The sequence below is a fragment of the Nocardia sp. NPDC060249 genome, assembly GCF_042728755.1.
Lineage (GTDB): Bacteria > Actinomycetota > Actinomycetes > Mycobacteriales > Mycobacteriaceae > Nocardia.
Genome location: NZ_JBHXAQ010000001.1, coordinates 1,191,758 through 1,217,236, shown reverse-complemented (window position 1 = coordinate 1,217,236; position 25,479 = coordinate 1,191,758). Strand labels below are relative to the sequence as shown.

General features: G+C 67.6%; 24 protein-coding genes and 1 tRNA gene. 13 read left to right on the top strand and 12 right to left on the bottom strand.

Translation table 11 applies throughout. The features are described 5' to 3' along the window. Window positions 1-95 precede the first annotated feature (95 nt). The 6 genes from fabG1 to ACFWFP_RS05420 all read right to left on the bottom strand — a co-directional run bounded on the left by fabG1 (window position 96) and on the right by ACFWFP_RS05420 (window position 6,456). Entirely contained in the window at window positions 96-812 is a 717-nt protein-coding gene (fabG1, locus tag ACFWFP_RS05445) for a 3-oxoacyl-ACP reductase FabG1 (protein ID WP_379293287.1), read from the bottom strand. Window positions 813-896: 84 nt separating this feature from the next. Further along, window positions 897-1,901 (bottom strand): VWA domain-containing protein, encoded by a 1,005-nt coding sequence (locus tag ACFWFP_RS05440; protein WP_056810311.1) that lies wholly within the window; start codon window positions 1,899-1,901, stop codon window positions 897-899. Next, entirely contained in the window at window positions 1,898-2,854 is a 957-nt protein-coding gene (locus ACFWFP_RS05435) for a DUF58 domain-containing protein (protein WP_379293285.1), read from the bottom strand. The genes ACFWFP_RS05440 and ACFWFP_RS05435 overlap by 4 nt, the downstream gene beginning before the upstream one ends. Window positions 2,855-2,877: 23 nt before the next feature. After that, the gene (locus ACFWFP_RS05430) at window positions 2,878-4,038 is read right to left on the bottom strand and encodes an AAA family ATPase (RefSeq protein WP_379293283.1); all 1,161 of its coding nucleotides are present in this window, start codon (window positions 4,036-4,038) and stop codon (window positions 2,878-2,880) included. 176 nt (window positions 4,039-4,214) lie between these two features. Further along, a complete protein-coding gene (locus tag ACFWFP_RS05425; protein ID WP_379293282.1) occupies window positions 4,215-5,654 on the bottom strand; it encodes an NlpC/P60 family protein in 1,440 nt (479 codons plus the stop codon). Between the two features lie 250 nt (window positions 5,655-5,904). Continuing rightward, window positions 5,905-6,456 (bottom strand): DUF6676 family protein, encoded by a 552-nt coding sequence (locus tag ACFWFP_RS05420; protein WP_379293280.1) that lies wholly within the window; start codon window positions 6,454-6,456, stop codon window positions 5,905-5,907. A 283-nt stretch (window positions 6,457-6,739) separates the two neighbouring features. Here ACFWFP_RS05420 and acnA point away from each other — a divergent pair, with 283 nt between their 5' ends. The 3 genes from acnA to ACFWFP_RS05405 all read left to right on the top strand — a co-directional run bounded on the left by acnA (window position 6,740) and on the right by ACFWFP_RS05405 (window position 10,343). Next, window positions 6,740-9,550 carry an aconitate hydratase AcnA gene (acnA, locus tag ACFWFP_RS05415; protein ID WP_379293279.1) on the top strand — a complete coding sequence of 937 codons (2,811 nt, stop codon included), beginning with the start codon at window positions 6,740-6,742 and terminating at the stop codon, window positions 9,548-9,550. A 130-nt stretch (window positions 9,551-9,680) separates the two neighbouring features. After that, complete coding sequence (locus ACFWFP_RS05410) at window positions 9,681-10,250, top strand: TetR/AcrR family transcriptional regulator (protein WP_067452641.1); 570 nt, start codon at window positions 9,681-9,683, stop codon at window positions 10,248-10,250. A gap of 17 nt (window positions 10,251-10,267) precedes the next feature. Beyond that, window positions 10,268-10,343: transfer RNA gene (locus ACFWFP_RS05405), tRNA-Trp, on the top strand. A gap of 70 nt (window positions 10,344-10,413) precedes the next feature. On the opposite strand, the gene ACFWFP_RS05400 is transcribed toward ACFWFP_RS05405, so the two are convergent. Continuing rightward, the gene (locus ACFWFP_RS05400; RefSeq protein WP_379293277.1) at window positions 10,414-10,914 is read right to left on the bottom strand and encodes a MarR family winged helix-turn-helix transcriptional regulator; all 501 of its coding nucleotides are present in this window, start codon (window positions 10,912-10,914) and stop codon (window positions 10,414-10,416) included. Window positions 10,915-11,051: 137 nt separating this feature from the next. Here ACFWFP_RS05400 and ACFWFP_RS05395 point away from each other — a divergent pair, with 137 nt between their 5' ends. The 4 genes from ACFWFP_RS05395 (at window position 11,052) to ACFWFP_RS05380 (ending at window position 13,663) form a co-directional block, all read left to right on the top strand. Further along, complete coding sequence (locus tag ACFWFP_RS05395; RefSeq protein WP_379293780.1) at window positions 11,052-11,474, top strand: cupin domain-containing protein; 423 nt, start codon at window positions 11,052-11,054, stop codon at window positions 11,472-11,474. An 86-nt stretch (window positions 11,475-11,560) separates the two neighbouring features. Beyond that, window positions 11,561-11,980: a thioesterase family protein gene (locus ACFWFP_RS05390; protein WP_101467162.1), complete on the top strand. Its 420-nt coding sequence runs from the start codon at window positions 11,561-11,563 to the stop codon at window positions 11,978-11,980. 286 nt (window positions 11,981-12,266) lie between these two features. After that, on the top strand, window positions 12,267-12,686 hold the full coding sequence (locus tag ACFWFP_RS05385; protein WP_379293275.1) for a hypothetical protein: 420 nt from the start codon (window positions 12,267-12,269) through the stop codon (window positions 12,684-12,686). A gap of 17 nt (window positions 12,687-12,703) precedes the next feature. Next, window positions 12,704-13,663 (top strand): hypothetical protein, encoded by a 960-nt coding sequence (locus ACFWFP_RS05380; RefSeq protein WP_379293273.1) that lies wholly within the window; start codon window positions 12,704-12,706, stop codon window positions 13,661-13,663. Window positions 13,664-13,687: 24 nt separating this feature from the next. Here ACFWFP_RS05380 and ACFWFP_RS05375 read toward each other — a convergent pair whose 3' ends face one another. Further along, window positions 13,688-13,960 (bottom strand): helix-turn-helix domain-containing protein, encoded by a 273-nt coding sequence (locus ACFWFP_RS05375; RefSeq protein ID WP_266290315.1) that lies wholly within the window; start codon window positions 13,958-13,960, stop codon window positions 13,688-13,690. A gap of 127 nt (window positions 13,961-14,087) precedes the next feature. Further along, window positions 14,088-15,719, bottom strand: a complete 1,632-nt coding sequence (locus ACFWFP_RS05370) for an ABC-F family ATP-binding cassette domain-containing protein (RefSeq protein WP_379293272.1) — start codon at window positions 15,717-15,719, stop codon at window positions 14,088-14,090. A gap of 124 nt (window positions 15,720-15,843) precedes the next feature. Here ACFWFP_RS05370 and ACFWFP_RS05365 point away from each other — a divergent pair, with 124 nt between their 5' ends. Next, window positions 15,844-16,608, top strand: a complete 765-nt coding sequence (locus ACFWFP_RS05365; protein ID WP_379293270.1) for an SDR family oxidoreductase — start codon at window positions 15,844-15,846, stop codon at window positions 16,606-16,608. Window positions 16,609-16,674: 66 nt separating this feature from the next. Here ACFWFP_RS05365 and ACFWFP_RS05360 read toward each other — a convergent pair whose 3' ends face one another. Then, entirely contained in the window at window positions 16,675-19,062 is a 2,388-nt protein-coding gene (locus ACFWFP_RS05360; protein ID WP_379293269.1) for an MMPL family transporter, read from the bottom strand. A 207-nt stretch (window positions 19,063-19,269) separates the two neighbouring features. Continuing rightward, window positions 19,270-20,337 carry a lycopene cyclase family protein gene (locus ACFWFP_RS05355; RefSeq protein WP_379293267.1) on the bottom strand — a complete coding sequence of 356 codons (1,068 nt, stop codon included), beginning with the start codon at window positions 20,335-20,337 and terminating at the stop codon, window positions 19,270-19,272. 110 nt (window positions 20,338-20,447) lie between these two features. Between ACFWFP_RS05355 and ACFWFP_RS05350 the strand changes: the two genes are divergently transcribed. Both ACFWFP_RS05350 and ACFWFP_RS05345 read left to right on the top strand, forming a co-directional pair. Then, on the top strand, window positions 20,448-21,350 hold the full coding sequence (locus tag ACFWFP_RS05350) for a Ku protein (RefSeq protein WP_379293265.1): 903 nt from the start codon (window positions 20,448-20,450) through the stop codon (window positions 21,348-21,350). Window positions 21,351-21,365: 15 nt separating this feature from the next. Then, on the top strand, window positions 21,366-21,902 hold the full coding sequence (locus tag ACFWFP_RS05345) for a GNAT family N-acetyltransferase (RefSeq protein WP_379293264.1): 537 nt from the start codon (window positions 21,366-21,368) through the stop codon (window positions 21,900-21,902). 10 nt (window positions 21,903-21,912) lie between these two features. Here ACFWFP_RS05345 and ACFWFP_RS05340 read toward each other — a convergent pair whose 3' ends face one another. Continuing rightward, window positions 21,913-22,779: a MetQ/NlpA family ABC transporter substrate-binding protein gene (locus ACFWFP_RS05340; protein WP_379293263.1), complete on the bottom strand. Its 867-nt coding sequence runs from the start codon at window positions 22,777-22,779 to the stop codon at window positions 21,913-21,915. Between the two features lie 131 nt (window positions 22,780-22,910). Between ACFWFP_RS05340 and ACFWFP_RS05335 the strand changes: the two genes are divergently transcribed. From ACFWFP_RS05335 to ACFWFP_RS05325, 3 genes are read left to right on the top strand one after another with little or no spacing between them, the layout of a single operon-like run. Then, on the top strand, window positions 22,911-23,783 hold the full coding sequence (locus tag ACFWFP_RS05335) for a MetQ/NlpA family ABC transporter substrate-binding protein (protein WP_379293262.1): 873 nt from the start codon (window positions 22,911-22,913) through the stop codon (window positions 23,781-23,783). Further along, window positions 23,780-24,793: a methionine ABC transporter ATP-binding protein gene (locus tag ACFWFP_RS05330; RefSeq protein ID WP_379293260.1), complete on the top strand. Its 1,014-nt coding sequence runs from the start codon at window positions 23,780-23,782 to the stop codon at window positions 24,791-24,793. The genes ACFWFP_RS05335 and ACFWFP_RS05330 overlap by 4 nt, the downstream gene beginning before the upstream one ends. Continuing rightward, entirely contained in the window at window positions 24,793-25,455 is a 663-nt protein-coding gene (locus tag ACFWFP_RS05325) for a methionine ABC transporter permease (RefSeq protein WP_379293258.1), read from the top strand. The genes ACFWFP_RS05330 and ACFWFP_RS05325 overlap by 1 nt, the downstream gene beginning before the upstream one ends. Window positions 25,456-25,479: the final 24 nt, after the last annotated feature.

The following is a 25,479-nucleotide window of genomic DNA, read 5'->3' as shown; positions in this document are numbered from 1 at the left end:
GCCGCCACCTTGTCGGTGGCGCGGGGCAATCCGTTAGCGGATCAGTGACCCATGCACTGGCGGCCGTCGACGTGGACGACAGCGCCTCTATCGGATCAGTGACCCATGCCCATGCCGCCGTCGACCGGGATAACCGCGCCGGTGACATAGCGGGAGTCCTCGGAGGCGAGGAAGCTGACGACGGCCGCGATGTCTTCCGGCTGGCCGAGGCGCTGCAGCGGAATGAACTTCTTCGCCATGTCCTTCAGATCATCGGGCAGATCTTTGGTCATGTCGGTCTCGATGAAACCGGGCGCGACCACGTTGGCAGTGATCGAGCGCGAACCCAGCTCACGACTGATCGAGCGCGCCATACCGATGACGCCGGCCTTGGACGAGGCGTAGTTGATCTGCCCAGCCTGGCCGCTCAGGCCGACCACGGAGCCCAGGAAGATCAACCGGCCCCAGCGGCCCCGCAGCATGTTGCGGTTGGCACGCTTGGCACAGCGGAACGCACCCGTCAGGTTGGCGTCGATGACCTTCTCGAACTGCTCCTCGGTCATGCGCATCAGCAGGGTGTCGTCGGTGATGCCCGCATTGGCGACCAGTACCTCGACCGGGCCCTGGTGCTCTTCGACCTCGGTGAACGCACGATCGACCGAATCACTGTCGGTGACATCGCATTTCACACCGAACAGGCCCTCGGGCACCCCCGATCCACGATGGGTGACGGCGACCTTGTGGCCGTCGGCCTGCAGTCGCTGCGCGACCGCGAGACCGATACCGCGGTTACCGCCGGTGACCAGGACCGACCGGGATGTGACGTTCGACATAGGGTCCAACCTATCTGTTCCGATTCGTGCGCCCCGCGTCAGGGTCGCGCCGTTGCGACAGCTCACAACGCGGGGCGGTGGGAGCTAGGGCAGGCGTTGACGATAGAGCAAACTGACCACGACTCCCGCCGCGATGGCCAGCATGCCGAACAACAGCCACGGCCTGCTCGCATCGCCACGCGTGGTCTCGTAGCCGATCTGTTCCTCGAGGGTGTCGTAGACCGCGGTGAGTTCGGCCAGCGACGACGCGGTGTAGAAGTCGCCGCCGGACAGCTCGGCGATCTCGCGCAGCGAGTCGTTGTCGACCGGTACCTTCACCCGCTGGGAACCCTTGCCGTCGGAGTCCGGGATCTCGACCGTGCCCCATTCGGTACCGAAGGAGATCGTCGAGACCGGGATGCCCTTGTTCTTGGCCAGGCGCGCGGCGGTGAAACCGTGGCGCGGGTTGTCGACGTCCTTGTCGTCGGGCACGGTCTGCTTGCCGTCCGACATCAGCACCACCCGCGCGGGCGGTGGCGTCTCGGCGCCGCCGAGGACGGCGGCCAGCGTGTCGATGGACTGCAGGGCCGTGAGGACGCCCTCGCCGGTGGCGGTGCGCTCGGCCAGCTTGATGTTGTCGATCGAGTGCTTGACCGCCTCGCGGTTGGTCGTCGGCGACACCATCACCGAGGCCGTGCCGGCGAACGTGACGAAACCGAGGTTGATACCGGGCGTCAGACCGTCGACGAAATCCTTGCCTGCCTTCTGCGCGACCTGCAACCTGTTGGGCTCCACGTCGGTGGCTTCCATCGACAGCGAAACATCCATCACCAGAACAACAGTCGCGCGGTTACGCGGCACCTTCTGCACGGCGGTCGGACCGGCCGCGGCGATCGTCAGCAGGACCAGGCCCGCCAGGATCAGCGCGATCGGGACATGGCGCATCGGGCTCGGTCGCGACGGGGCGACCCGCTCCAGGATGGCCATGTTGCCGAACTGCAGCATCCGCTTGTGCCGGGCGCGCTGCACCAGCACGTAACCGAGCACGAGCAGGGCGACGACCGCGAGGAAACCGAGCCAGACGACGGCCGTGAAATGCGAAATACTCACTGGCGAGGCACCCGCCCGCTCGGGGCGCCGAGGCTGTGGCGCCGGGTGGACACGAACCGGACCACGTCGGCGATCCAGTCCCGATCGGTCTGCAGGGTGAGCACCGGCGCACCGCAACTGCGCAGCGCCTGGGCAACCTGCTCACGCTGGGCCCTGGCCGCGGCCGCGAAATCGGCACGCAGCGCGGGGGTGACGCTGAACTCGCGGGTGCGTCCCGATTCGGGATCGTGCAGCACCACGTCGCCGCCGTCGGGCAGCGCGACATCGAGGGGGTCGAGCACTTCCACGGCGAGGAGGTCGTGGCGGGCGGAGATCGCGCGCAGCGACCGCTGCCAGTCGACGTCACCGAGGAAGTCGCTGATCACCACGGCCAGACCGCGTTTGCGTTGCGGCCGGCGCAGCGATTCGATCCCGGCCTTGAGATCGCCGCGCACACCGTCGCGGGCGTGCGGGGTGGTGGCGATGCCACGCAGCAGGGTCTGGGCGTGCATGCGTCCGCTGCGGGCGGGGATCCGCACCAGGTCCTGACCGGTCGCGACGACGGCGCCGATCCGGTTACCGCCGCCGGAGGTGAGGTGGGTGATCGCCGCGGCCGCCGCGATCGCGAGATCGCGTTTGTGCACCCGGCCGGTGCCGAAGTCCAGGCTCGACGACAGGTCGACGACGAGCCAGGTCTCGAGCTCGCGATCGGCGATCATCTGTCGCACATGCGGATGGGTGGTGCGGGCGGTGACCGACCAATCCATCTGCCGCACATCGTCACCCGGCTGGTACAGCCGCGCCTCGCCCGGTTCCGAACCCGGTCCGGGGATCAGCCCCTGGTGGTCGCCGTGCAGCACGCCGTCGAGGCGGCGCCGCACGGTCAGCTCGAGGGTCTTGAGCGCGGCGGCCAGCTTCGGGTCGGTCAGTTCACCGGCACGGAACGAGGGCGGAGCGTGAGACGACACGGGCACGCGGACAACGGGTTCCGGCGCACTCACTGGGGCGCGACGGAGCCGGCGGGCTGGGACTGCTGCCCGTTCACCGCCTGCGGCATAGGCTGGGACTGGGGCGGCTGGGGCACCGGCGGCTGCTGCGGCGCGGCCTGACCGTTGGCCTGCGGAGCGACCTGCGGCAGGCCGACCGTCTGCAGCACGCGCTTGATGACGTCCTCGGGCGAAACCTCGTCGGCCAGTGCGTCGTACGACAGCACCAGGCGGTGGCGCAGCACGTCGGGGATGACCTCGACGACGTCCTGCGGAACCACGTAGTCGCGGCCACGGATCAGCGCGACCGAGCGCGCCGCGGCGATGATGCCCAGGCTCGCGCGGGGGGACGCGCCGTAGGAGATCCAGCTCGCCACATCCTCCATGCCGAACTCGGCGGGCGTGCGGGTCGCGGTGATCACGCGGACCACGTAGTCGACGAGCGCGTGGTGCACGAAGACGTTGGCGGCCACCTTCTGCAGGCGGATGATGTCCTCGGGGTCGAGGATCTGGTTCGGCTCCGGCGCGCTCACACCCATCCGGTAGATGATCTCGCGCTCTTCCTCGACCGAGGGGTAGTCGACGACGACCTTGAACAGGAAGCGGTCGCGCTGCGCCTCGGGCAGCGGGTACACGCCCTCGCTCTCGATCGGGTTCTGGGTCGCCATGACCAGGAACGGATCGGGCATCGGGTAGGTCTTGCCGCCGATCGACAGCTTGCGCTCGGCCATCACCTCGAGCAGTGCCGACTGCACTTTGGCGGGCGCGCGGTTGATCTCGTCGGCGAGCACGAAGTTCGCGACGACCGGGCCGAGCTCGGTGTCGAATTCCTCGCGGCCCTGCCGGTAGATGCGGGTACCGATGAGGTCGGTCGGCACCAGGTCCGGGGTGAACTGCACTCGGGAGAACGAGCCGCCGACGACCTTGGCGAAGGTTTCCACCGCAAGAGTCTTCGCGACGCCAGGCACACCTTCGAGCAACACGTGTCCGCGTGCCAGAACACCCACGAGCAAACGCTCGACGAGCCGGTCCTGACCGACGATAACCCGCTTGACCTCGTAGATCGCCTTCTCGAGAGTCTGGACGTCACGCTCCAGGGTGCTCGGCGTGGCCGTACCGGCGTCCTTCGCCAGCTTCGGCCCGCTCACACCTTCCGTCGAAGTCACCAACATCCCCGCTTTCGCTTTGGTCCTGTGCGTGCGGCACCAACTATTCCATTGAATCGCCCGGTGCGCCGCAACCGGCCAGTACTAGACGGGGATTCGTCATGCTCGTGACGCCGCTCACGTGCGGCGGCAAATGTGGCACAGGCTGCACCGATCTCGCCCCTACCAGCGGCGATAGACACTCACCCGGTGACGATGCGGACCGCGTACGGCATGATGCCGTCCTCGCGGACCGGGGAAATCTTCACGACATCCCCGGATTCAGGGGCCTCGATCATCTTGCCGTTACCCAGATACATCGCCACGTGCACGCTGCCGCCGGGACCCCAGAACAGCATGTCGCCGCGTTCGCGGTCCTCGACGTCGACCCGGGTGCCCGCGTTGTACTGGTAGCCGCTGTAGTGCGGCAGCGAGACCCCGATACCGGCGAAGGCGTAGAGCATCAGACCCGAGCAGTCGAAGCCGACCTTGTCGAAGTCGCCGTGGGCGTCACCGGTGCCGCCGTCGCGAATGCCGAGGGTGGGACCGTCCTCGTCGCCGCCGCCCCAGGCATAGGTGACGCCGAGCTGCGACATCGCGCGGTCGACCACGGTTTCGATCGCCGCCGAACCGGTGACCTGCGGTTGCGACGGGCGCGGCTTGGTTGTGCGCGGCGACGCCGGGGTCGCCTCGAGGTCGGCGTGCGGGCGCTGGCCTTCGTTGAGCTGGGCGGCGCGGTCGCGGGCTGCTTTGTCGGCGGCGGCGCGCGAGGCGGCGGCGTTGGCGGCGGCGAGCAGGGCCATCACCTCGGCTTCGCGTTGGTCGTCCCAGGCCAGGAAGATCTCACGCTGGCTCTGCAGCCCGGCGACGGTCGAGCGGGCGACGTCGAGGGCGGACTGGGCCGCGCTGCGGTCGCGGCGCAGGGTGTCACGAGCCACGGCCTGGGTGTCGAATTCGGATTTCGCGATGTTCACCGCGGTCTGGGCGGCGTCGCGCCGGCGTTCCGCGCCCGCGGCGGCGGTGTCGGCGTCGGCCTTGGCCTGGCGGGCGGCGGAGTTCTGGTTGGCCTGGGCGACCTGGGCGCGGCGCAGACCGTCGAGTACCTGGCGCTGATTCTTCGACACCATGCCGAGTACCTGCGCGCGATCCATCGCGGCGTCGGGGGTCGAGGAGGCGAGATAGGTGACGACCGAGCTGGTGGCGGGGCGCACGTACGCCTGGGTGGCGACCTGATCGAAATCCTGGCGTGCCGCACCGACTTTCACGCCCGCGTCGGCCAGCTGGGTCTGGCTGTCGGCCACGGCGGCCGCGGCCGCGTCGGCGGCGTCGCGCGCGGTCTGCAGGTCGACGAGCGCCTGGTTGACCGCTTCCCGTTTGCCCGCGAGCTGGTCGTCGAGTTCGCGCAACTGCTGATCGGCCGCGGCGACGCGATTGATCAGGACGCCGATCTCACCGACCCGCGCGTCGACCTGGGCGCCCGCCCCGGCGATCTCACCGTCGGACGGATTGGGCGGAGGGGGTGGCACAGCAGCGACCGGTCCCGCGGCGAGCAGCACTGCCACCACCGCCAGCAAACCGATCGCTATTCGTAATAGACCTGGTTCGTCCCGCCTGCCCGCACTGCGCACGGTACCTCCGAGCATCTCGACTCGACATACGCCACCGGCGCATCAGTCGAAACACCGACCACAAGAGTCGACCAATGCCCCCTGTACCACTGCATTCACGATCGCGTTCATCGCAACCGTACGACACATCGTTCCCAAAGGAAACATCCGTCACAGCGGGGCGCGGCAACAATTCATCGATTGCTCGGAATTAGCCTGACAAAGGACGGCTTTCTACCGCAGAAAACAGACCGTTGGTCTTGAAATGTGACTGCAGCGAAACCAGTTAGTTGGTGGAACTCGCGTCGATGCGCGGTGACGTGGCGGTGGCCGGTGCGTCCGCATCGGGACCACGGCGGACCTTCACCAGGTACAGCCCGGCGATCACGAGCGCCGTCAGGGTCAGCAACACCATGGTGATGACACCCCAGGACACCCCCTCCGGCTGCTCGAGCCGGCCGACGAAGGCCTGCACGGCCTCTTCGGGATGGTTGCCCTTGTACTTGGCCGCGTCCTCGGCCCACTCCAGCCGCACCCGGCTGATGGTGTCGCTGTAGGTACCCAGCCAGTCGTCGCTGAACACCGCGACGGTGCCGTGGGTGTTCTCGCCGACCTCGGTCGCCAGGTCACGTAGGCTCGAGTCGTGGCCGGGATTACCGGGAACGATGACGACGCTGAGCGGGATCCCCTCGGATCGCGCCTGCGCGACGATCGCCGCCAGCTTCTCCTGATCCTGACCCTTGGGGGCCGCGACGTGATTGTCGGCGAGGTCGGACGCGACGCTGCTCAGCACGGTGTTCGGCGGCAGTTCGGCCGCCATCGGCGCAAAAGTGGTCATCTTCCATCCGGTCTGTCGAGCCACGATCGCCGGTGTCGCGACGGGCGTCCAACACTGCCAAGGTGAGCGTCACTGCGTCTTCCCCGACTTCGCTCGTGAGGCACAGTACGCGACTCGGCGCCCGCTTACGCCTGCGCGGCACCACCGACGGCCCCCGCGTATTTCATAGGACAAGCGTACTGTTAGGATCGTACGGCGAGGAAACAGGCATCTCACGGTGCCGGATACCCCCTCCGAAGACGCGAGTCGCCGGCACAGCCCCGCCGGCGGCACACCCTCACACATGAGTGGAGCTGACGTGACGAAGATTGATACCTTCGGCGCCAAGGGCACGCTCGAGGTCGGAAGCAACTCCTACGAGATCTTCCGTCTCTCGGCTGTTCCCGGCACCGAGAAGCTGCCCTACGCCCTGAAGGTGCTGGCAGAAAACCTGCTGCGCACCGAGGACGGCGCGAACATCACCGCCGATCACATCCGCGAGATCGCGAACTGGGACCCCTCGGCACAGCCGAGCGTCGAGATCCAGTTCACCCCCGCGCGCGTGATCATGCAGGACTTCACCGGCGTGCCCTGCATCGTCGACCTGGCCACCATGCGTGAGGCCGTCACCGTCCTCGGTGGCGATCCGAGCAAGGTCAACCCGCTCTCCCCCGCCGACATGGTCATCGACCACTCGGTGATCCTCGACGTCTTCGGCCGCGCGGACGCACTGGAGCGCAACGTCGACCTCGAGTACGAGCGCAACGGCGAGCGTTACCAGTTCCTGCGCTGGGGCCAGGGCGCCTTCGACGACTTCAAGGTCGTCCCGCCCGGCGTCGGCATCGTCCACCAGGTCAACATCGAGTACCTGGCCCCGACCGTCATGGTCCGCAACGGTCAGGCCTACCCCGACACCTGTGTCGGCACCGACTCGCACACCACCATGGTCAACGGCCTCGGCGTGCTGGGCTGGGGCGTGGGCGGCATCGAGGCCGAGGCAGCGATGCTCGGCCAGCCGGTCTCCATGCTGATCCCGCGCGTGGTCGGCTTCAAGCTGACCGGTGAGATCAAGCCGGGCGTCACCGCCACCGACGTGGTGCTGACCGTCACCGACATGCTGCGCAAGCACGGCGTCGTCGGCAAGTTCGTCGAGTTCTACGGCGCCGGTGTGTCCGAGGTGCCGCTGGCCAACCGCGCCACCTTGGGCAACATGAGCCCGGAGTTCGGTTCCACCGCGGCGATCTTCCCGATCGACGAGGAGACCATCAACTACCTGCGCCTGACCGGCCGCACCGACGAGCAGCTCGCGCTCGTCGAGGCGTACGCCAAGGAACAGGGCATGTGGCACGACGCCGACAACGAGCCCGCGTACTCGGAGTACCTGGAGCTGGACCTGGGCACCGTCGTCCCCTCCATCGCGGGCCCGAAGCGCCCGCAGGACCGCATCCTGCTCAGCGAGTCGAAGTCGGCGTTCCGCTCCGACATCGGCGACTACGTCACCGGTGACTTCACCGCGCTCGACGAAGGCGTCGACGAGACCTTCCCTGCCTCGGATCCGGTGTCGGTGTCGGCCTCCTCGGCCAGCGACAGCTACACCCCCGCCCACTCGGCCGCCAACGGCGCCGCGGGCCGCCCGTCCAAGCCGGTGCAGGTGCGCTCGACCGAGCGCGGCGACTTCGTCCTCGATCACGGCGCCGTCGTGGTCGCGGGCATCACCTCCTGCACCAACACCTCCAACCCGTCGGTCATGCTGGGCGCCGCCCTGCTCGCCCGCAACGCGGTGGAGAAGGGCCTGTCGACCAAGCCGTGGGTGAAGACCAACATGGCGCCGGGCTCGCAGGTCGTCTCCGACTACTACGAGAAGGCCGGTCTGTGGCCCTACCTCGAGAAGCTCGGCTTCTTCGTCGGTGGCTACGGCTGCACCACCTGCATCGGCAACACCGGCCCGCTGCCCGAGGAGATCTCGGCCGCGATCAACGACAACGACCTCTCGGTCACCGCCGTGCTCTCGGGTAACCGCAACTTCGAGGGTCGCATCTCCCCCGACGTGAAGATGAACTACCTGGCCTCCCCGCCGCTGGTCATCGCCTACGCGCTCGCGGGCACGATGGACTTCGACTTCGAGACCGACGCGCTCGGCACCGACACCGAGGGTAACGAGGTGTTCCTGAAGGACATCTGGCCTTCGCCGCAGGAAATCGACGACACCATCAAGTCCTCGATCAGCCAGGACATGTTCCGCAACTCCTACGCCACCGTCTTCGACGGTGACCAGCGCTGGCAGGGCCTGGCCACCCCGGAGGGCGACACCTTCGAGTGGGACGAGAAGTCGACCTACGTGCGCAAGGCGCCGTACTTCGACGGCATGTCGATGGACCCGAGCCCCGTCACCGACATCAAGGGCGCCCGCGTCCTTGCGCTGCTGGGCGACTCGGTCACCACCGACCACATCTCCCCGGCGGGTCCGATCAAGCCCGGTACCCCCGCCGCGCAGTACCTCGACGCCAACGGTGTGGCCCGCAAGGACTACAACTCGCTGGGCTCGCGTCGCGGTAACCACGAGGTGATGATCCGTGGCACCTTCGCCAACATCCGGTTGCGCAACCAGCTGCTCGACGACGTCTCGGGTGGTTACACCCGCGACTTCACCCAGGACGGTGGCCCGCAGGCGTTCATCTACGACGCCTCGCAGAACTACCAGGCCGCGGGCATCCCGCTGGTCGTGCTCGGTGGCAAGGAATACGGTTCGGGCTCCTCGCGTGACTGGGCCGCCAAGGGCACCAGCCTGCTGGGCGTGAAGGCCGTCATCACCGAGTCGTTCGAGCGTATCCACCGCTCCAACCTGATCGGCATGGGCGTTGTGCCGCTGCAGTTCCCGGCCGGCCAGTCGGCCGCGTCGCTGGGCCTGACCGGCACCGAGACCTTCGACATCGCGGGGATCACCGCCCTCAACGAGGGTGTCACCCCGAAGACCGTCAAGGTCACGGCCACCGCGGAAGACGGCAAGGTCACCGAGTTCGACGCGGTCGTGCGCATCGACACCCCCGGTGAGGCCGACTACTACCGCAACGGCGGCATCCTGCAGTACGTGCTGCGCAACATGATCCGCGGCTAACTGCTCGATCCGGTGGCGTGACATCGTGAGGTGTTGCGCCACAAGGGCATTCGTTGCCCGTGAATAATGCGACAGCCCCCGTCTCGGTTCGCCGGGGCGGGGGCCCGTGTATCCGCTAGCTGGAGGAATCATGCCCAAGGTCAGCGACGACCACCTCGCCGCGCGCCGCAGCCAGATCCTCGACGGTGCACGACGCTGCTTCGCCGAATACGGCTACGACGGCGCCACCGTGCGCCGCCTGGAAGAGGCCATCGGCCTGTCCCGCGGCGCGATCTTCCACCATTTCCGTGACAAGGACGCACTCTTCTTCGCCCTGGCCAAGGACGATGCCGAACGTATGGCCGAAGTCGCCGCCAACCAGGGCATCGTCCAGGTGATGCGCGATATGCTCGCCCGCCCGGAGGAATTCAACTGGCTCGGCACCCGCCTCGAGATCGCGCGCCGAGTCCGCACCGACCCCGAATTCCGCGCGGGCTGGACCCAGCGCTCGGCCGAACTGACCGCCGCGACACTCGCCCGCCTGGAGCGTCGCAAGGCCGCGGGCGCCCTGCGCGACGACGTCCCCACCGACGTCCTGCTCGGCTACCTCGACCTGGTTCTCGACGGCCTCATCGCCCGCATCGCCTCGGGCCACACCAACGAAAACCTTTCCGCCGTACTGGATCTCGTCGAAGCGTCAGTGCGGCGCAAGGAAGCCTGAGTTGGGCTCGACGTGGCCATGGAGTAGTTCAGCAGGGAGAACGCCGACTCCACCGGACGGATGTCGCGGGTTCGATTCCCGCCTCCATGGCCACCGAACTTTCACCGGTTGCGCGCGGCGGGATCATCGCGGGGTGTCCTTTCCCCGGCAGGGATCGGACACGTCAGAGCGCCCAGCCGTCGAGCAGGGTTCGTGAGATCCGGTCCAGGGCGCCACGATCGGCGGCCGTCAGCACCGACAGCATCGCCGTCTCGTTCTCGGTGTGCGCCACGACCACCGTGTCGACCAGAGTCCGGCCCTCCTCGGTGAGCGCCACCCGGACGGCGCGACGATCCTCGCGGTCGGCGATCCGGCGGACCAGGCCCGCCGCTTCGAGCCGGTCGATGCGGCCGGTCATCCCCGCGCGCGACAGCATCAAGGTGTCGGCGAGCACCGACGGGTTGAGCTCGAAGGGCGAACCCGAACGACGTAGCGCCGCAAGCACATCGAACTCACCGCGCTGCAAACCGTGTGCGGTGAACACGCTGTCGATCCGCGCCGTGGCGGTGTTCATCAGCCTGCCGAGCCTGCCGAACACCGCCATCGCCTCGAGTTCCAGATCGGGTCGCTCCCGCCGCCACTGCGCCGTGATCGCATCGACCACATCCGGTTCGCGTTCATCCATGGACACGATTCTATTCGCTGAGATATAGTTCGGTAGCGAATTATCAACCGACGAACGGAATGGTCATGACGAACGCCCGCGACATCGCCCTCTGCCTGCCCGAGGATGCCGAGACCCTGGGCACCGAGAACGTGCGCATGCGCCTGCTCACCGACGCGAACGCCAGCGACGGCACGGTGAGCACGCTCGAAGTCACGATGGCGCAGGGCGCCGACGGCGCCGCACCACACTTCCACACCCGCTCCGACGAGCTGTTCTACGTCGCCGACGGCGAACTCCAGGTCATGGCGGGCGATCGCATCCTCACCCTCGGCGCGGGCGGCTCGCTGGTCGTCCCGCGACAGATGCCGCACGCCTTCGGCGCCACCCCGGACAGCGGCGCGCGCATCCTCATCGCCCTGATGCCCGGCGTCCAGCGCTTCGAGTATTTCCGCCTGCTCGACCGGCTCATCCACGGCGAGGCGACCCAGGAGGAATTCGTCGCCGCCCAAGAGGAATTCGACAATCACTTCGTCGACGCGCCCGCGTGGTGGGCCGAGCGCAACGCCCATCGCCCCTGATCCGTCATGCGCTCCCCCACCACGCTGTGGCGCAGATTGCAGCCCGATCGGGAACAACGGCGCCGAAGCGGCCGGTTATACGCCGTATGACGTTCTCCGTACCGGTCCTCGTCCGCGGCTACGAGCTCGACACCCAGGGCCATCTCAATCACGCCGTCTACCACCAGTACGGTGAGCACGCCCGATGGGAGCTGATGCGCGCGGCGGGCATCTCGCAGGACAAGTTCATCGCCAGCGGCGTCGGCGCGGTAGTGCTCGAGTCGACCATCAAATACAAGCGCGAGCTGCGCGGCGGCGACGAGGTCACGGTGACCTGCGTCTTCGATTGGAAGGAAGGCGAGAAGGTCTTCCGCTTCCACCAGCAGATCATCAAACTCGACGGCACTGTCTCCGCGGAGATCACCGTCGTGGCGGGCGCGATGGATCTGACGACCCGCCGGCTCGTCGCCGAACCGGCCGAACACTTCCGTGGGCTCGCCGAGAATCCCGAGCTGCTCGGCCTCTAGCGAACACACAACGGCGCGGCGCGCGGCTCCCGGCATCCACCCTGGGCTGCCCACCGCGCCGTTGTCGTATGTTTGCTGCCGGATTGCCCACCCGAACACGGCTCACGCATCCGAGTTGTCCGAAATTCTTTCCCCGCAAGGCGATCACGCGCCGCTCGGCGGTTTGCCCGGCGCTCCGCAAATCTCGCGAACCCGCTCGGCGGACCACTCGTTCACGTTATGATCCGAAGCACCTTTTGGGGTTCTGGCAAATCGCGAGCAGACGAGAAGATCGGAGTGAGTGCCCATGACCGACGCCATCCACCTCCCCGCAACCGCGTCGTCCCGAGATCGGGGCCCCGCCTTGCGCGGACTGCTGGTGGCCGAGTCCGATCGCGACATCTCGGTGCGGGTCGACGGTGGTACCTGGACTTTCGACCGCAGCGACGTCGTCCGGCTCACCGAAGACCGCGCCGGCGCGGGTGAACGTCAGGTACGGGTCGACATCCGCCCCGGCGCATGCGCCGATTTCACCCGGCGCATGCGCGTCGAGCTCGTCGACCGGCCGATCACCCTCGCCCCGGAACCGTCGGAGGCGCTCGGCGACGAGCAGCTGGCCCGCGCCACCCGCGGCTGGGCCGCGAAACTGCGCATCGCCGAACGAGGTGGTGTCACCGGGGCGACGTTCACCTTCCGCGACGGCATCAACTGCGACAGCCTCGACTGAAACGGCGCGCGCAAGTCATGGAAGGCGCTACCGACGCCGTGCTCATCGTCTCCGAAACCGACGACCTGCACGCCGATGCGCTGGCGTCGACCCTGCGAGAACACCACGGGCTCGACCCGATTCGGCTCGACCTGCGCGACTTCCCTTCCGAGACAGGAAGTTTCCGTCTCGACAAAGCGGGCACCAACCGGGCGATGTCGCATATCCACGGTCTCGACGACGTGCGCGCGGTGTGGTGGCGCAGGCCGCACCCGTGCCGGGTTCCCACCGGCGTGCGCGCCGCCGACGACGAGTTCCGCCAGGCCGAGTGCGACGGATTCCTGCAGGGCATGCTGTGGTCGATCCCGGCGTACTGGGTCAACGATCCGGCCGCCGAGCGCACCGCTACCCGCAAGATCGTTCAGCTCGAAACCGCGCAGCGGGCGGGTTTCACCATCCCGGAAACGCTGATCACCAACGACCCGGACGAGGCGCGTAGTTTCGTCGAATCCCGGTGCGGTCCAGTGGTGTACAAACGCACCGGCACGGGCCGCGGCGAGTTCTCGGAGACCAGGATCATCACCAGGTCCGAGCTGGGCAGGCTCGAGTCGATCCGTTCGACGCCGACCACGTTCCAGGACTACGTGGAGGCAGGCTGCGATCTTCGGGTCGTCTGGGTCGACGGCGTCGAGTGGAGTGTGCGCATCGACTCCCAGGCAGGGGTCGGGCGCATCGACTCCCGGCTCGACACCTCGGTCGCGTTCGCGCCGGACCGGCTACCGGCGTCGGTCAGCAAGTCCCTCGCGACCCTGATGGGCGCGCTCGGACTCAGCTTCGGCGTGGTCGACCTGCGCCTCGGCACCGACGGCGAGTACTACTTCCTCGAGGTGAACCCGCAGGGACAGTTCGCGTACCTCGAGATCAAGACCGGGCTGCCACTGTTCGCCAGCCTGGCCAACCTGCTGGTCCGTGGCGACGGATCCGTCGCAGGCTGGTAGCGGCACCGTCGCGCCGCGCGCGGCTCAGTCGGCCGGATTCTTGCGCCGATTGGCGCCGCCGCGCCCACGCAGTTCCACATGTGACTCGACCAGCACATTGTGGATGAAGCCGTACGAGCGGCCGGTGGACCTGGCCAGGGTGCGAATGGACGCCCCCGCCTCGTACTGCTTCTTCAGCTGGGACTGCAACCGGTCGCGGGACTTGCCCGTTACCCGGGTGCCCTTGCCCAGGGCTGCCTTGCCGATCGTCGATTTACCCTTGGCCGACCTAGCGGCCTGTCTGGCACTGTCGCTCATGGCTTCCTCCGAGTCGCCGAGCACTTCTTCCAGGCTAGACACTCCGCACTCGGTGATCAACGAAAACAGTGATCAAACTCACGCAATCGCGGCGAGTTCCGCCCCGACACAGGGTTTTCACCACCGATCAGGCGAGGTCGATCAGCTCCGCGTACTCCGCGGACCAGTGGTCCTCGGTGCCGTCGGGCAGCAGAATGACCCGCTCCGGGTTGAGCGCCTCGGCCGCGCCCGGGTCGTGCGTCACCAGCACCACGGCGCCGGCGTAGGTGCGCAGCGCCTCGAGGACCTGCTCGCGCGAGACCGGGTCGAGGTTGTTGGTCGGCTCGTCGAGCAGCAGCACGTTCGCCGCCGAGGACACCAGCCCGGCCAGAGCCAGTCGGGTCTTCTCACCGCCGGACAGTGTGCCCGCGGGCTGGTCGAGTTGCGGACCGGTGAACATGAACGCACCGAGCAGGCTGCGCAGCTCCTGCTCCCCGGCGTCCGGGGAGGCGTGGCGGATGTTCTCCCAGACCGAGGCCTGATCGTCGAGGGTGTCGTGCTCCTGGGCGAAGTAGCCGACCTTGAGTCCGCGACCCTGCTCGACGCCGCCCGCGGTCGGCGTCTCGACACCGGCGAGCAGTTTCAGCATGGTGGTCTTACCGGCACCGTTGAGCCCGAGCACCACCACGCGACTGCCCTTGTCGACGGCGAAGTTCACGCCGGTGAAGATTTCCAGGGAACCGTAGAGCTTGGTCAGGTCTTTCACCATCAACGGCGTCTTGCTGCAGGCCGCGGGCTCGGGGAACCGGATGCGCGCGACCTTGTCGCTCACCCGCACGTCGTCGAGCTCGTTGATCAAGCGTTCGGCGCGACGCACCATCTGGTGTGCCGCAGCGGCTTTGGTGGCCTTCGCGCCCAGCTTGGCGGCCTGCTGACGCAGCGCGCCCGCCTTCTTCTCGGCGTTGGCGCGCTCACGAACGCGACGCTGCTCGTCGGTGGCACGGGCGTCGAGGTACTTCTTCCAGCCCATGTTGTAGACGTCGGGCTCACCGCGCACGGCGTCGAGGAACCACACCTTGTTCACCACGTCGCCGAGGAGTTCCACGTCGTGGCTGATCACGATCAAGCCGCCGTCGTGGTTCTGCAGGAACCCGCGCAGCCAGGTGATGGAGTCGGCGTCGAGGTGGTTGGTCGGTTCGTCGAGCAGCAGGATGCGATCGGAGCGACCGCCCGAGCCGTCGGAGGCGGAGAACAGGATGCGGGCCAGCTCGATGCGGCGGCGCTGACCACCGGAGAGGGTGCGCAGCTGCTGATCGAGGACGCGGTCGGGCAGTCCGAGGCTGTTGCAGATGCGCGCCGCTTCGCTCTCGGCGACGTAACCGCCGAGCGAGGAGAACTGGTCTTCGAGGCGCCCGTATCGGCGAATCGCCTTGTCGCGGGCGGCATCGTCGGCCACTTCGGCCATCTCGAGCTGAGCCTTCTCCATGTCGCGCAGCAGCACGTCGAGGCCGCGCGCCGAGAGCACCCGGTCCTTGGCGATCACATCGAGATCGCCTTCCTTCGGGTCCTGCGGCAGATAGCCGATCTCGGTGGAGCGCGTGATCTTTCCGGCGTACGGCTCACCCTCACCCGCGAGGATGCGCAGGGTGGTGGTCTTGCCCGCACCGTTGCGACCGACCAGTCCGATCCGGTCGCCGGACTGCACCCGCAGCGCCGGCCCCGGGGCCGAGAGCAGGGTGCGGACTCCGGCCCGGACCTCCAGGTCGGTCGCCGTGATCACAGAGTTCTCCTCAGAGTAAGACAAAACGGGAAGGGCATATCGGCAAGAACCACTTATTTTACCGTCGACGCGTCCGGAAGCCGAACCCGGCGCTGCCCGATGTGAGCGTGGTTACTCTCTTGCCATGACTACCGATCTACTTGGCCGCACCGCTCTCGTCACCGGAGCCAGTCGCGGCATCGGGCTCGCGACGGCGGCCGAACTGATGCGCCGCGGTGCGAACGTACTGATCACCGCGCGTAAAGCCGAGCCGCTGGAGGCCGCGGCCACCGAGCTGCGCGCACTGGGCCACCAGGGCCAGGTGAGCTTTGTCGCCGGCAACGCCGGCGATGCCGACGCGCGCGCGGAGGCCGTGGCACGGGCCGTCACCGAGTACGGCTCGCTCGACATCCTGGTCAACAACACCGGCATCAACCCCGTCTACGGTCCGCTGATGGACGCCGATCTGGGTGGCGTCAGCAAGATCTTCGATGTGAACGTGGTGGCGTCGCTGGGCTATGTGCAGCAGGCCTACCGGGCGTGGATGGCCGAGCACGGTGGTGCGGTGGTGAACGTGGCCAGCGTCGCGGGCATCCGGTCGTCCGGAGTGATCTCGGCCTACGGCGCGTCGAAGGCGGCGCTGATCCGGCTCACCGAGGAGCTGGCCTGGCAGCTGGGCCCGAAGATCCGCGTCAACGCGGTGGCGCCGGGCGTGGTCAAGACCAAGTTCGCCGATGCGCTGTACGCCGACGACGAGGAGCGTGCCGCGAGCGTGTACCCGCTGAAGCGACTCGGCGTGCCCGAGGACGTCGCCCGGCTGATCGCCTTCCTGGTGTCCGACGAGGCCGCCTGGATCACCGGCGATTGCGTGCGGGTCGACGGCGGGTTCCTGTCCACCGGCGGCATCTGACACACAGCATCCGAAACTCGCAGGGGCGGGCAGCGGTTCGACGGCGCCCGCCCCTGCGATGTCGTGTCAGTCCGAGCTCTCGCGGCTGCCCGCCGAGGCCGAGATACTCTCCTGCGCCCGCGAGTTCTCCCGCGCGCCGTCCTCGGCCCGCGCCGCATCGGCACGTTCGGCCTCAGCCCGGGCCGCTTCCGCCCGCGCCGCCTCCGCTCGCGCGAGCGGATCCACGACGACGATCTCCTCCGGCCTGGCGGCGAGCGGATCACGCACCACCACTTCACGTTTCGTCCGGCCCGAGCCGCCCTCGTCCAGCCCCCACCGGTCGTGCAGTCGGCGCAGGAATTCCGGTGCGTACCAGTTCGCGTCGCCGAGCACCTTCATCGCGGCGGGCAGCAGGAACCCGCGCACCAGGGTGGCGTCGACGATCACGGCCAGCGGCAGGCCGATGCCGAAGGCCTTCATGAAGGTGATGTCGGAGGCGAGGAAGCCGAGGAACACCAGCGAGATGAGAATCGCCGCGGCGGTGACGATGCGCCCCACCCGCTCCAGTCCGAGCGCGACCGCGGTCTCGTTCTTGCCGGTCCGGTCGTATTCCTCCCGGATCCGCGACAGCAGGAAGACCTGGTAGTCCATCGCGAGCCCGAAGGCCGCCGCGAACAGCATCACCGGGACGGTGGCCGACAGGTCTCCGGTGACGGTGAAACCGAGCACCCCGGACAGGTGGCCGTCCTGGAAGATCCACACCAGCGCACCGAAGGTCGCGGTCAGACTCAGCGCGCTCAGGATCACCGCCAGGACCGGCAGCACCACGCTGCCGGTGAGCGCGAACAGCACGATCAGCATCATGATCACCACGAAACCGAGCGCCCACGGCAGTGCGTTCTCGATCGCGGCGACCGAGTCGGCGTTGGCCGCGGCCACGCCGCCGACCAGCAACTCGCTCGGCGTCTGCACCGCGCGTACCTGCTCGACCAGGTTCGCCAGGGCGTCGCTGTCACCGGTGGCCGGCACGATCGACAGATAGACGGCCTTCTCGACCCGGAAGCGCGCGTTGGCCGCGGTGGGCTCGACGAGCAACCCACCCTGGGCATAGCTGCCGGTGGCGGTGTCGACGCGGCGAACATTGTCCAGGTCGGACATGTCCCGGGCGATGGTGTCGAGTCCCGCGGCGCTGTAGGCGCTTTCGGGCAGCACCGCGACGAGGGTGTGCTGGTCGCTCTCGCCGAAGTCGCGCGCCACGATCTCGGTGACCTGACGGGAGTTCATCGATTCCGGCAGTGTTCGTTCATCGGGGAAACCGAGTTTCACGCCGAGGAACGGCGCGCCGAGCAGCAGCAGCAGCGCGGTGACGGCCAGTCCGATCGAGATCGGCTTGCGCATCACGGCCGTGGCCAGCTTGTGCCAGGCGCCCTCACCCGGTGCGGGACGCGGAGCGCGCAGGAACCACCAGCCGAGCTGGCCCTTGTCGATGCGCGTACCGATCAGCAACAGCGCGGCGGGCAGCGCGGTGAGCGACACCAGCGCGGCCAGTGCCGCCACGACGATGCCCGCGTAACCCATCGACCGGATCGCCAGCAGCGGGAAGAACAGCAACCCGGCCAGCGCCACCGCGACAGTGAGCGCGGAGAACGCGACAGTGCGGCCCGCGGTGCGCAGGGTGGTGGCCACCGCGCCCGCCGGGGTGCGGCCCTCGGCCAGTTCGTCGCGATAGCGGTTGACGATCAGCAGGCTGTAGTCGATGGCCAGCCCGAGGCCGAGCAGCGTGGCCACGTTGGTCGCGGTGACCGACAGCGGCATGAACAGCGTGAGCAACCACAGCGCGCCCATGGTGGTGAGCACGGTGCCGATGGCGACGAGCAGCGGCAGGCTCGCGGCGACCAAACCGCCGAAGACGAACAGCAGCGCGATCAGGGTGAGCGGGAACGCGATGGCCTCGCCCTTGGCGATGTCGGTCTTGCTCTGCTGCACCGTCTCGTGCATGAGCATGGCGAATCCGCCTGCCCTGACCTGCAACGAGCCCTGTTCGCCCGTCAGCTCTTCGGAGATGGCGGTGACGCGTTCGTCGATCTCGCGTTCGCTGCCGAGCACACTGGCGACGATCAGGCCCTGCTTGCCGTCGACACTGCGCAGCGCGGGCTGATGGGAGGTCCAGTACGACATCACCTCGGTGACACCGGCCCGTTCCTGCAGGTTGGCGACCAATGCCGTGGCCGCCGCGGTGGATTCGGGGTCCTCGACCGAGGACTCGGTCTCCACCAGCAGCAGCAGGTTCGGCGGCGCCTGCCCGAACTCGGTGCGCAACACCTCGAGCGCGCGGCTGGATTCGCTTCCGGAGTCGGTGTATCCGCCGCCCTCCACCCGTTCGAACAGCGTGGCGCCCAGTGCGCCGAGCACCACCGCGAGCACCGCGAAAACGCCGAGCACCCAGCGGCTGCGCCGCCTGGTGAATTCGAACACCGGATTGTCCCCTAACTCGTCACACCATCGCGCGAAGCGCATGTCGGCGTGCGGGGGCTCGGAGTAGTTCCGGCCGTCCCGCCTCGTCGGCCCGATCCTGTTGGCGGGTCGGCACGTTCGCGTGGCGATCGTAGCAACTTCGTGGCGGCACCGCCGGGCCTCTGGCACACCCTTGTTCGTCCGGTTCGCGACGGGTCCCGGCTTCGGCTATCCGCGAGCCGCGCCGACGACCGAGGTCACGACAGTGTGGCGCAGATTCGGCGGAAGATCGGCGAACAGCGCGCGCATCGCGGCAAGGGTGCCGCGGAGGTCATCGAGGCCGGAGAGATAGGAAAGCTGCAGAGGTGCGGGCAAACCGAAGAACGTCTCGAAGAAGACCGGGACCTCGCGCGGCGGCAGAGCCAGCAGCGCGCGCAACCCCGCGCGGCGCAGGGCGGCCACGGCCCGCGCGCTGGGCGTCCACACCACATCACCCGCGACAACGGTGTCCGCCGCGGCGAGAGCGGCCGCGACGCTGTATCCGGTCGCGGGGTGGGTGAACCCACCGGCCGCCCCGAATCGGCCGCGCCCCGGTGTGCCGCCCTGTACCGGAAACCGCACCCGTTCGACAGGTTCGGTTCCGGTGAGCGCGATCCCCCTCGCACGTAACCGGTGTTCGAGCCGGCGCCGCAGCACCTCCGGCGTGAGCGCGGGCCGCCCGGCGAGGCAGGTCTCCTCGAACAGCACGGTGCCGGCGCTCAGGGGTATCGCGTACAGAAACGACGGTGGGTCGTCCGGATTCGCGCCGTTGTCCGGTCGCCAGTCCATGAACAGTGTCGGCTCGAGTCCCGTGCGGTCCACGACCACCCCATAGGCGGTCTGTTCGGCGCGACGCGGCGACCGGGCCAGCCCCCTGGCATCGACCACCTGCCCGCGACGGGTCAGCCCACCCGCGGTTCGCACCGATCGCGTATTCACCTCGACAGCCCGGTCCGCGATCACGGTCGCCCCATCGAGCGTCAACGACGACTGCAGCGCCGCCGTATCGAACACCTGATAGGCGCGATCGATCCGATGCTCGCGCACCGCCCACGCCGCCGGCCCGTCGACCGTCGCGGCGACCACACCGGAATCGAGCCACCCGGGCAGCTCATCGACCCACGCCGCGTAGGTCGGCGTCCACACCCGATCCGGGCGAGGGTCGATCACCGTGACGTCGCGCCCCGCCGCCAGCGCACGATGGGCAACGGCCCGACCCGCAGGGCCGAGCCCACACACGATCACCTCCACGCCCACCCGGCCATTGGATCAGACGCAACGATTTCAAGCACCGCCGGATCACGGGCGGGCACCTATTCGAGATCGCTTGCTCGCCGCGGCGCGACATATCGATCATGATGGGGTGCATGAGATCGATCTGGAAGGGCTCGATCGCTTTCGGGCTGGTCAATGTCCCGGTCAAGGTCTATACCGCGACCGAGGACCATGACATTCGGTTCCACCAGGTCCACGCCGTGGACGGGGGCCGGATCAAATATGACCGGGTCTGTCAGGTGTGCGGCAAATCCGTGCAGTACTCCGATATCGACAAGGCCTATACCTCGCCCGACGGCGAGCAGGTGGTGCTGACCGACGCCGATTTCTCGAAACTGCCCGCGGCGGAGAAACATGAGATTCCCGTGCTGGAATTCGTGCCGTCCGACCAGATCGACCCGGTGCTGTTCGACAAGAGCTATTACCTCGAACCGGATTCCGCGACGCCCAAGGCCTATCAGTTGCTGGCGGCGACCCTCGAACGCATCGACAAGACCGCGCTGGTCCATTTCACGTTGCGCCAGAAGACCCGATTGGCCGCATTACGCGTGCGTGAGGGTGTGCTGGTCCTGCAGACGCTGCTGTGGCCCGACGAGGTGCGGGCCGTCGAATTCCCGTCGCTCGGCGACGCGCCCGCCCCGCGCCCGCAGGAACTGAAGATGGCCGAAACCCTCGTCGAGTCGATGTCGGGCGATTTCGACCCGTCCGAATACACCGACGAATACCAGATCGAATTGCAGAAGTTGCTCGACGAGGCGATCGCCAGCGGCACCGGCAAGGTCGAGCCCGCCGCCGAGACCGCGCCCGCCGAACAGGCCGATGCCGAAGTCGTGGATCTGGTCGCCGCGTTGCAACGCAGTCTCGAGTCCAGCGGGCGCCGGGAAGCCGCACCAGCGAAGAAGCCCGCGAAAAAGGCCGCCAAGAAGGCCGCGCCGCGCAAAGCCGCCACGAGCAAAGCCGCGGCATCCAAGACCGCGACCCGTAAGGGCGCGTAGGGCACACTGGCGGCTATGGACACCGCCATCGCTGTCGTGCCGATGGGATTGGGACACCTGCGTCAAGTCCTCGACCTCGGCCATCAGGTCTTCGACACCACCATCAAGCCGTACACGTCGTGGTCGCTCACGGCCGTCGCCGAGCACCTCGACAGCCCGGACAACGCCTGCTGGGTGGCCCTGGATTCCGACCGGGTGGTCGGGTTCGTCCTCGGGTCGATGGAATTCGAGCATCGCGACGACTGGGCGTATCTGGAATGGATCGCGGTCGCCCCCGATATGCAGGGCCACGGGATCGCGCGACAGCTGGTGAACGTGTGCTCGCAGGCCCTCTTCGCACGCGGCGCCCGCCATATCGTCACCGATGTCGAGGACCGCAACAGCGCCTCGGCCGCGCTGATGACCAGCAGCGGATTCGTGCCCGCCGCCACCGTCACCTTGCTCGTGCGGCCCAACCCCGCTGCCCCCGACGACGATGCCGCGCTGCCGCCGATCAGCAAACGCGATCTCGTCCGCCGCGGACGACTGTCGGTCGACCACCCGCTGCGCTGACCCGCCGCCGCTACTTGCGGAACTTCGATTCCAGCTCGCGCAGCGTGGCTTGCAGGTCGGCGGCATCGTTGGTCTTGAAGATTCCCGCGTAGCCCGTTTCCGCCTGCACCGCGGCCACCACCTCCGGATCATGGTAGAGCTGGGCGAGTTTCAGATAGGTCGGGTTGTCCTTGTCGGCCGCCCGTGCCGCGAAGACGTTGATGTACTGCTTCAGTTCCGGCCGCTCGGGATCGTCGGTATAGATGACCTGCTGCTGAGTCAGGCCCGCGGGCCCGGCGAAGGTGTCGTCGACGAACGCCGCGTCGACGCTGTCGAGCGACTGCGCGGTGAGCGTCGGATCGATCGTGGTGAGGCGCACCTTCGAGGCGCCGGTGTCGACGTCGTCGATCGTGGAGTCCCAACTCGCGCCACCCTTCAGCACGATCAGCCCCGCCGCCGACAGCCCGAGCAAGGGGCGAACCTGTTGCGCCGGATTGTTGCTGAGCGTGATCTGCCCACCCCGCGGGATCTCGGCGACCGACGTGTGCTTCGTGGAGTACAGGGTGAGCGGGAAGATCTCGGTCGCGCCGATCGGCACGATCGTGTCGTTGTTGGCCACGTTGTAGTTGGCCAGGTACCGCACGTGCTGGAATTTGTTGAGGTCGACCTGTTTCTGCGCCAGCGCCGGATTGGGCTGCTTGTAGTCGGTGAAGTTGACGTATTCGACGGTGATGCCCTGCTCGGCCGCCTTGCGTTTGTACACGTCCCAGTGCGGTTGCGCGATGTCGTTCACACCGATACGCACCACGCCGTCCGGGTGGTCTTGCCCACAGCTCACCGCCCCCGTTGCCAGCGCGACCAGGACCGGAATCGCCAGAAGACGGCGCAGGATTCGCATTGTCCGCAAGTTAGACGGCCGTCCCAGTATTTGCGAGGATTTCGCTCATGGCAAGTCAAACCGTTGTCGGCGGGTAGCGCCGGCGGCTTGGATGGCCGAGTTCATCTTCTGCTAGCAATTCGGGAGTACAAGTGAAATTCCGTCGGACACTGGCGATCCCAGTGCTGATAGCAACCGCGGCCCTCACCCTGACCGCGTGCGGTTCCGATGATGACGCGTCGGGCACGGTCGTGCGGATCGGCACCACCGACAAGGACAAGGCTTTCGAGGTCTTCGAACAGAAGGCGAAAGAGCAGGGCATCACGCTGAAGGTCACCAATTTCTCCGATTACAAGCAGCCGAATACGGCGCTGTCGCAGAAACAGATCGACCTCAATCTGTTCCAGCATCTGCAGTTCCTCGGCCAGTACAACGTGGCGAGCTCGGACACGCTCACGCCGATCGGCTCGACGTACATCGTGCCGCTGGGCCTGTACTCGAAGAAGCACAAGGCTCTCGCCGATATCCCGGCCGGTGGTGAGATCGCGATCCCCAACGATCCGACCAACCAGGCGCGTGCGCTGTTCGTGCTGCAGGCCGCCGGCTTGCTGAAGCTCACCGGCACCTCGGCCCAGCCGACCCCCGCCGACATCGACAAAGCCGCGTCCAAGGTGCGAGTGACTCCCGTCGATGCCGCCCAGACCGCGTTGTCACTGCCGTCGGTCGACGGCTCGGTGATCAACAACACCTTCCTCGACCGGTCGGGCGTCGACCCGAAATCGGCGCTGTACAAGGATGATCCGAACAATCCGGCCGCCGAGCCGTACATCAATGTGATCGTCAGCCGTGCCGAGGACAAGACGAATCCGACGTATCTGAAGCTGGTCGAGATCTGGAAGGACCCGGCGGTGGCCACCGCGCACGCCGAGGTCACCAAGGGCACGGCGGTCGCGGTGAACCGCCCCGGCGCCGAGCTCGAGCAGATCCTGGACCGGGTGCAGCAGGGCATCCGTACGACCAAGTGAGTGCCGAACCCGCCGCTGTCGAATTCCGCTCCGTCACGAAGGTTTTCGGCAGCGGCGACGATCGGCACACCGCCCTCGACGGTATCGACCTGCGGATCGAACCGGGTGAGATCTTCGGCGTCATCGGATATTCCGGAGCGGGCAAGTCCACGCTGGTACGGCTGATCAACGCGCTGGACAAGCCGACTTCGGGCACCGTCACGATTTCCGGCACCCCCATCACCGGGGTGCCGGAGTCGGCGGTGCGCACGCTGCGCCGCGATATCGGCATGGTGTTCCAGCAGTTCAACCTGTTCCGATCCCGCACCGCCGCGGGCAATATCGAGTATCCGCTGAAGGTGGCCGGCTGGAAACGGGCTGAACGCAAGGCCCGCGTGGCCGAACTGCTCGACTTCGTCGGGCTCACCGACAAGGCGCGCGCCTACCCCGATCAGCTCTCGGGCGGGCAGAAGCAGCGGGTCGGGATCGCCAGGGCGCTGGCCACCTCGCCCTCGCTGTTGCTCGCCGACGAGGCCACCTCCGCGCTGGACCCGGAGACCACGGGTGAGGTGCTGCGATTGCTGAAGAAGATCAATGCCGAACTCGGGGTGACCATCGTGGTGATCACCCACGAGATGGATGTGATCCGCGCGGTCGCCGACCGGGTCGCGGTGCTCGCCGAGGGCCGGATCGTCGAATTGGCCTCCACCTTCGATGTTTTCGCCGCGCCGCAGGCCGCTCCGACACGGTCGTTCGTGGCGACCGTGCTGCACAACCGGCCCGACGCGACGGAGCTGGATCGGTTGCGCGAGCTCCACGGCGGCCGGTTGGTCACCGTCGACATCGACGATCACAGCGGCCTCGGTGCGGTGCTGGCCGCCGCCACCGCCGCCGACGTGCGCTTCGAGATCGTCTACGGCGGGGTGAGCACGTTGCAGGACAAGACCTTCGGCAGTGTCACCCTGGCGTTGCACGGGCCCGATGCCGCGCTGGATCGCGTGGTCGCCGACCTGGAACGGAAGGCGGGCTGATGGAGACCAACTGGGAGAAACTGCGGCCCACACTGTTCGAGGCGATCGGGACCACGGTCTATCTGGTCGGCGTGACGTTCGTCGTCGCGGGCCTGATCGGGCTGGTGCTCGGGACCGCGCTGTACACGACCCGCAAGGGTGGCCTGCTGGCGAACGCGCCGATCTATTTCGTGCTGAATGTGATCGTCAATGTGGTGCGGCCCATTCCGTTCATCATCCTGCTGGCCGCGCTCGGCCCGGTCACTCTGGAGGTGGTCGGCACCACGATCGGCTCCGAGGCGGCGTTGTTCGTGATGATCGTCGCGGCCTCGTTCGGGATCGCGCGGATCGTGGAGCAGAACCTGGTGACGGTCGATCCGGGCGTGATCGAGGCCGCGCGTGCGGTCGGCGCGGGACCGCTGCGGATCATTCTCACGCTGATCATTCCGGAAGCGCTGGGGCCGTTGATTCTCGGCTACACCTTCGTGGTGATCTCGATTGTCGATATCTCCGCGATGGCGGGCACCGTCGGCGGTGGCGGGCTCGGTGATTTCGCCATTGTCTACGGGTATCAGCAATTCCAGTGGCAGGTCACGATCGTGGCGGTGCTGATCATCATCGCCGGTGTGCAGGGTGTGCAGTTCTTCGGCAATTGGCTGGCCAGGAAAGTACTGCGCCGCTGAATCCAGCAGGGCACGGGCCTATTC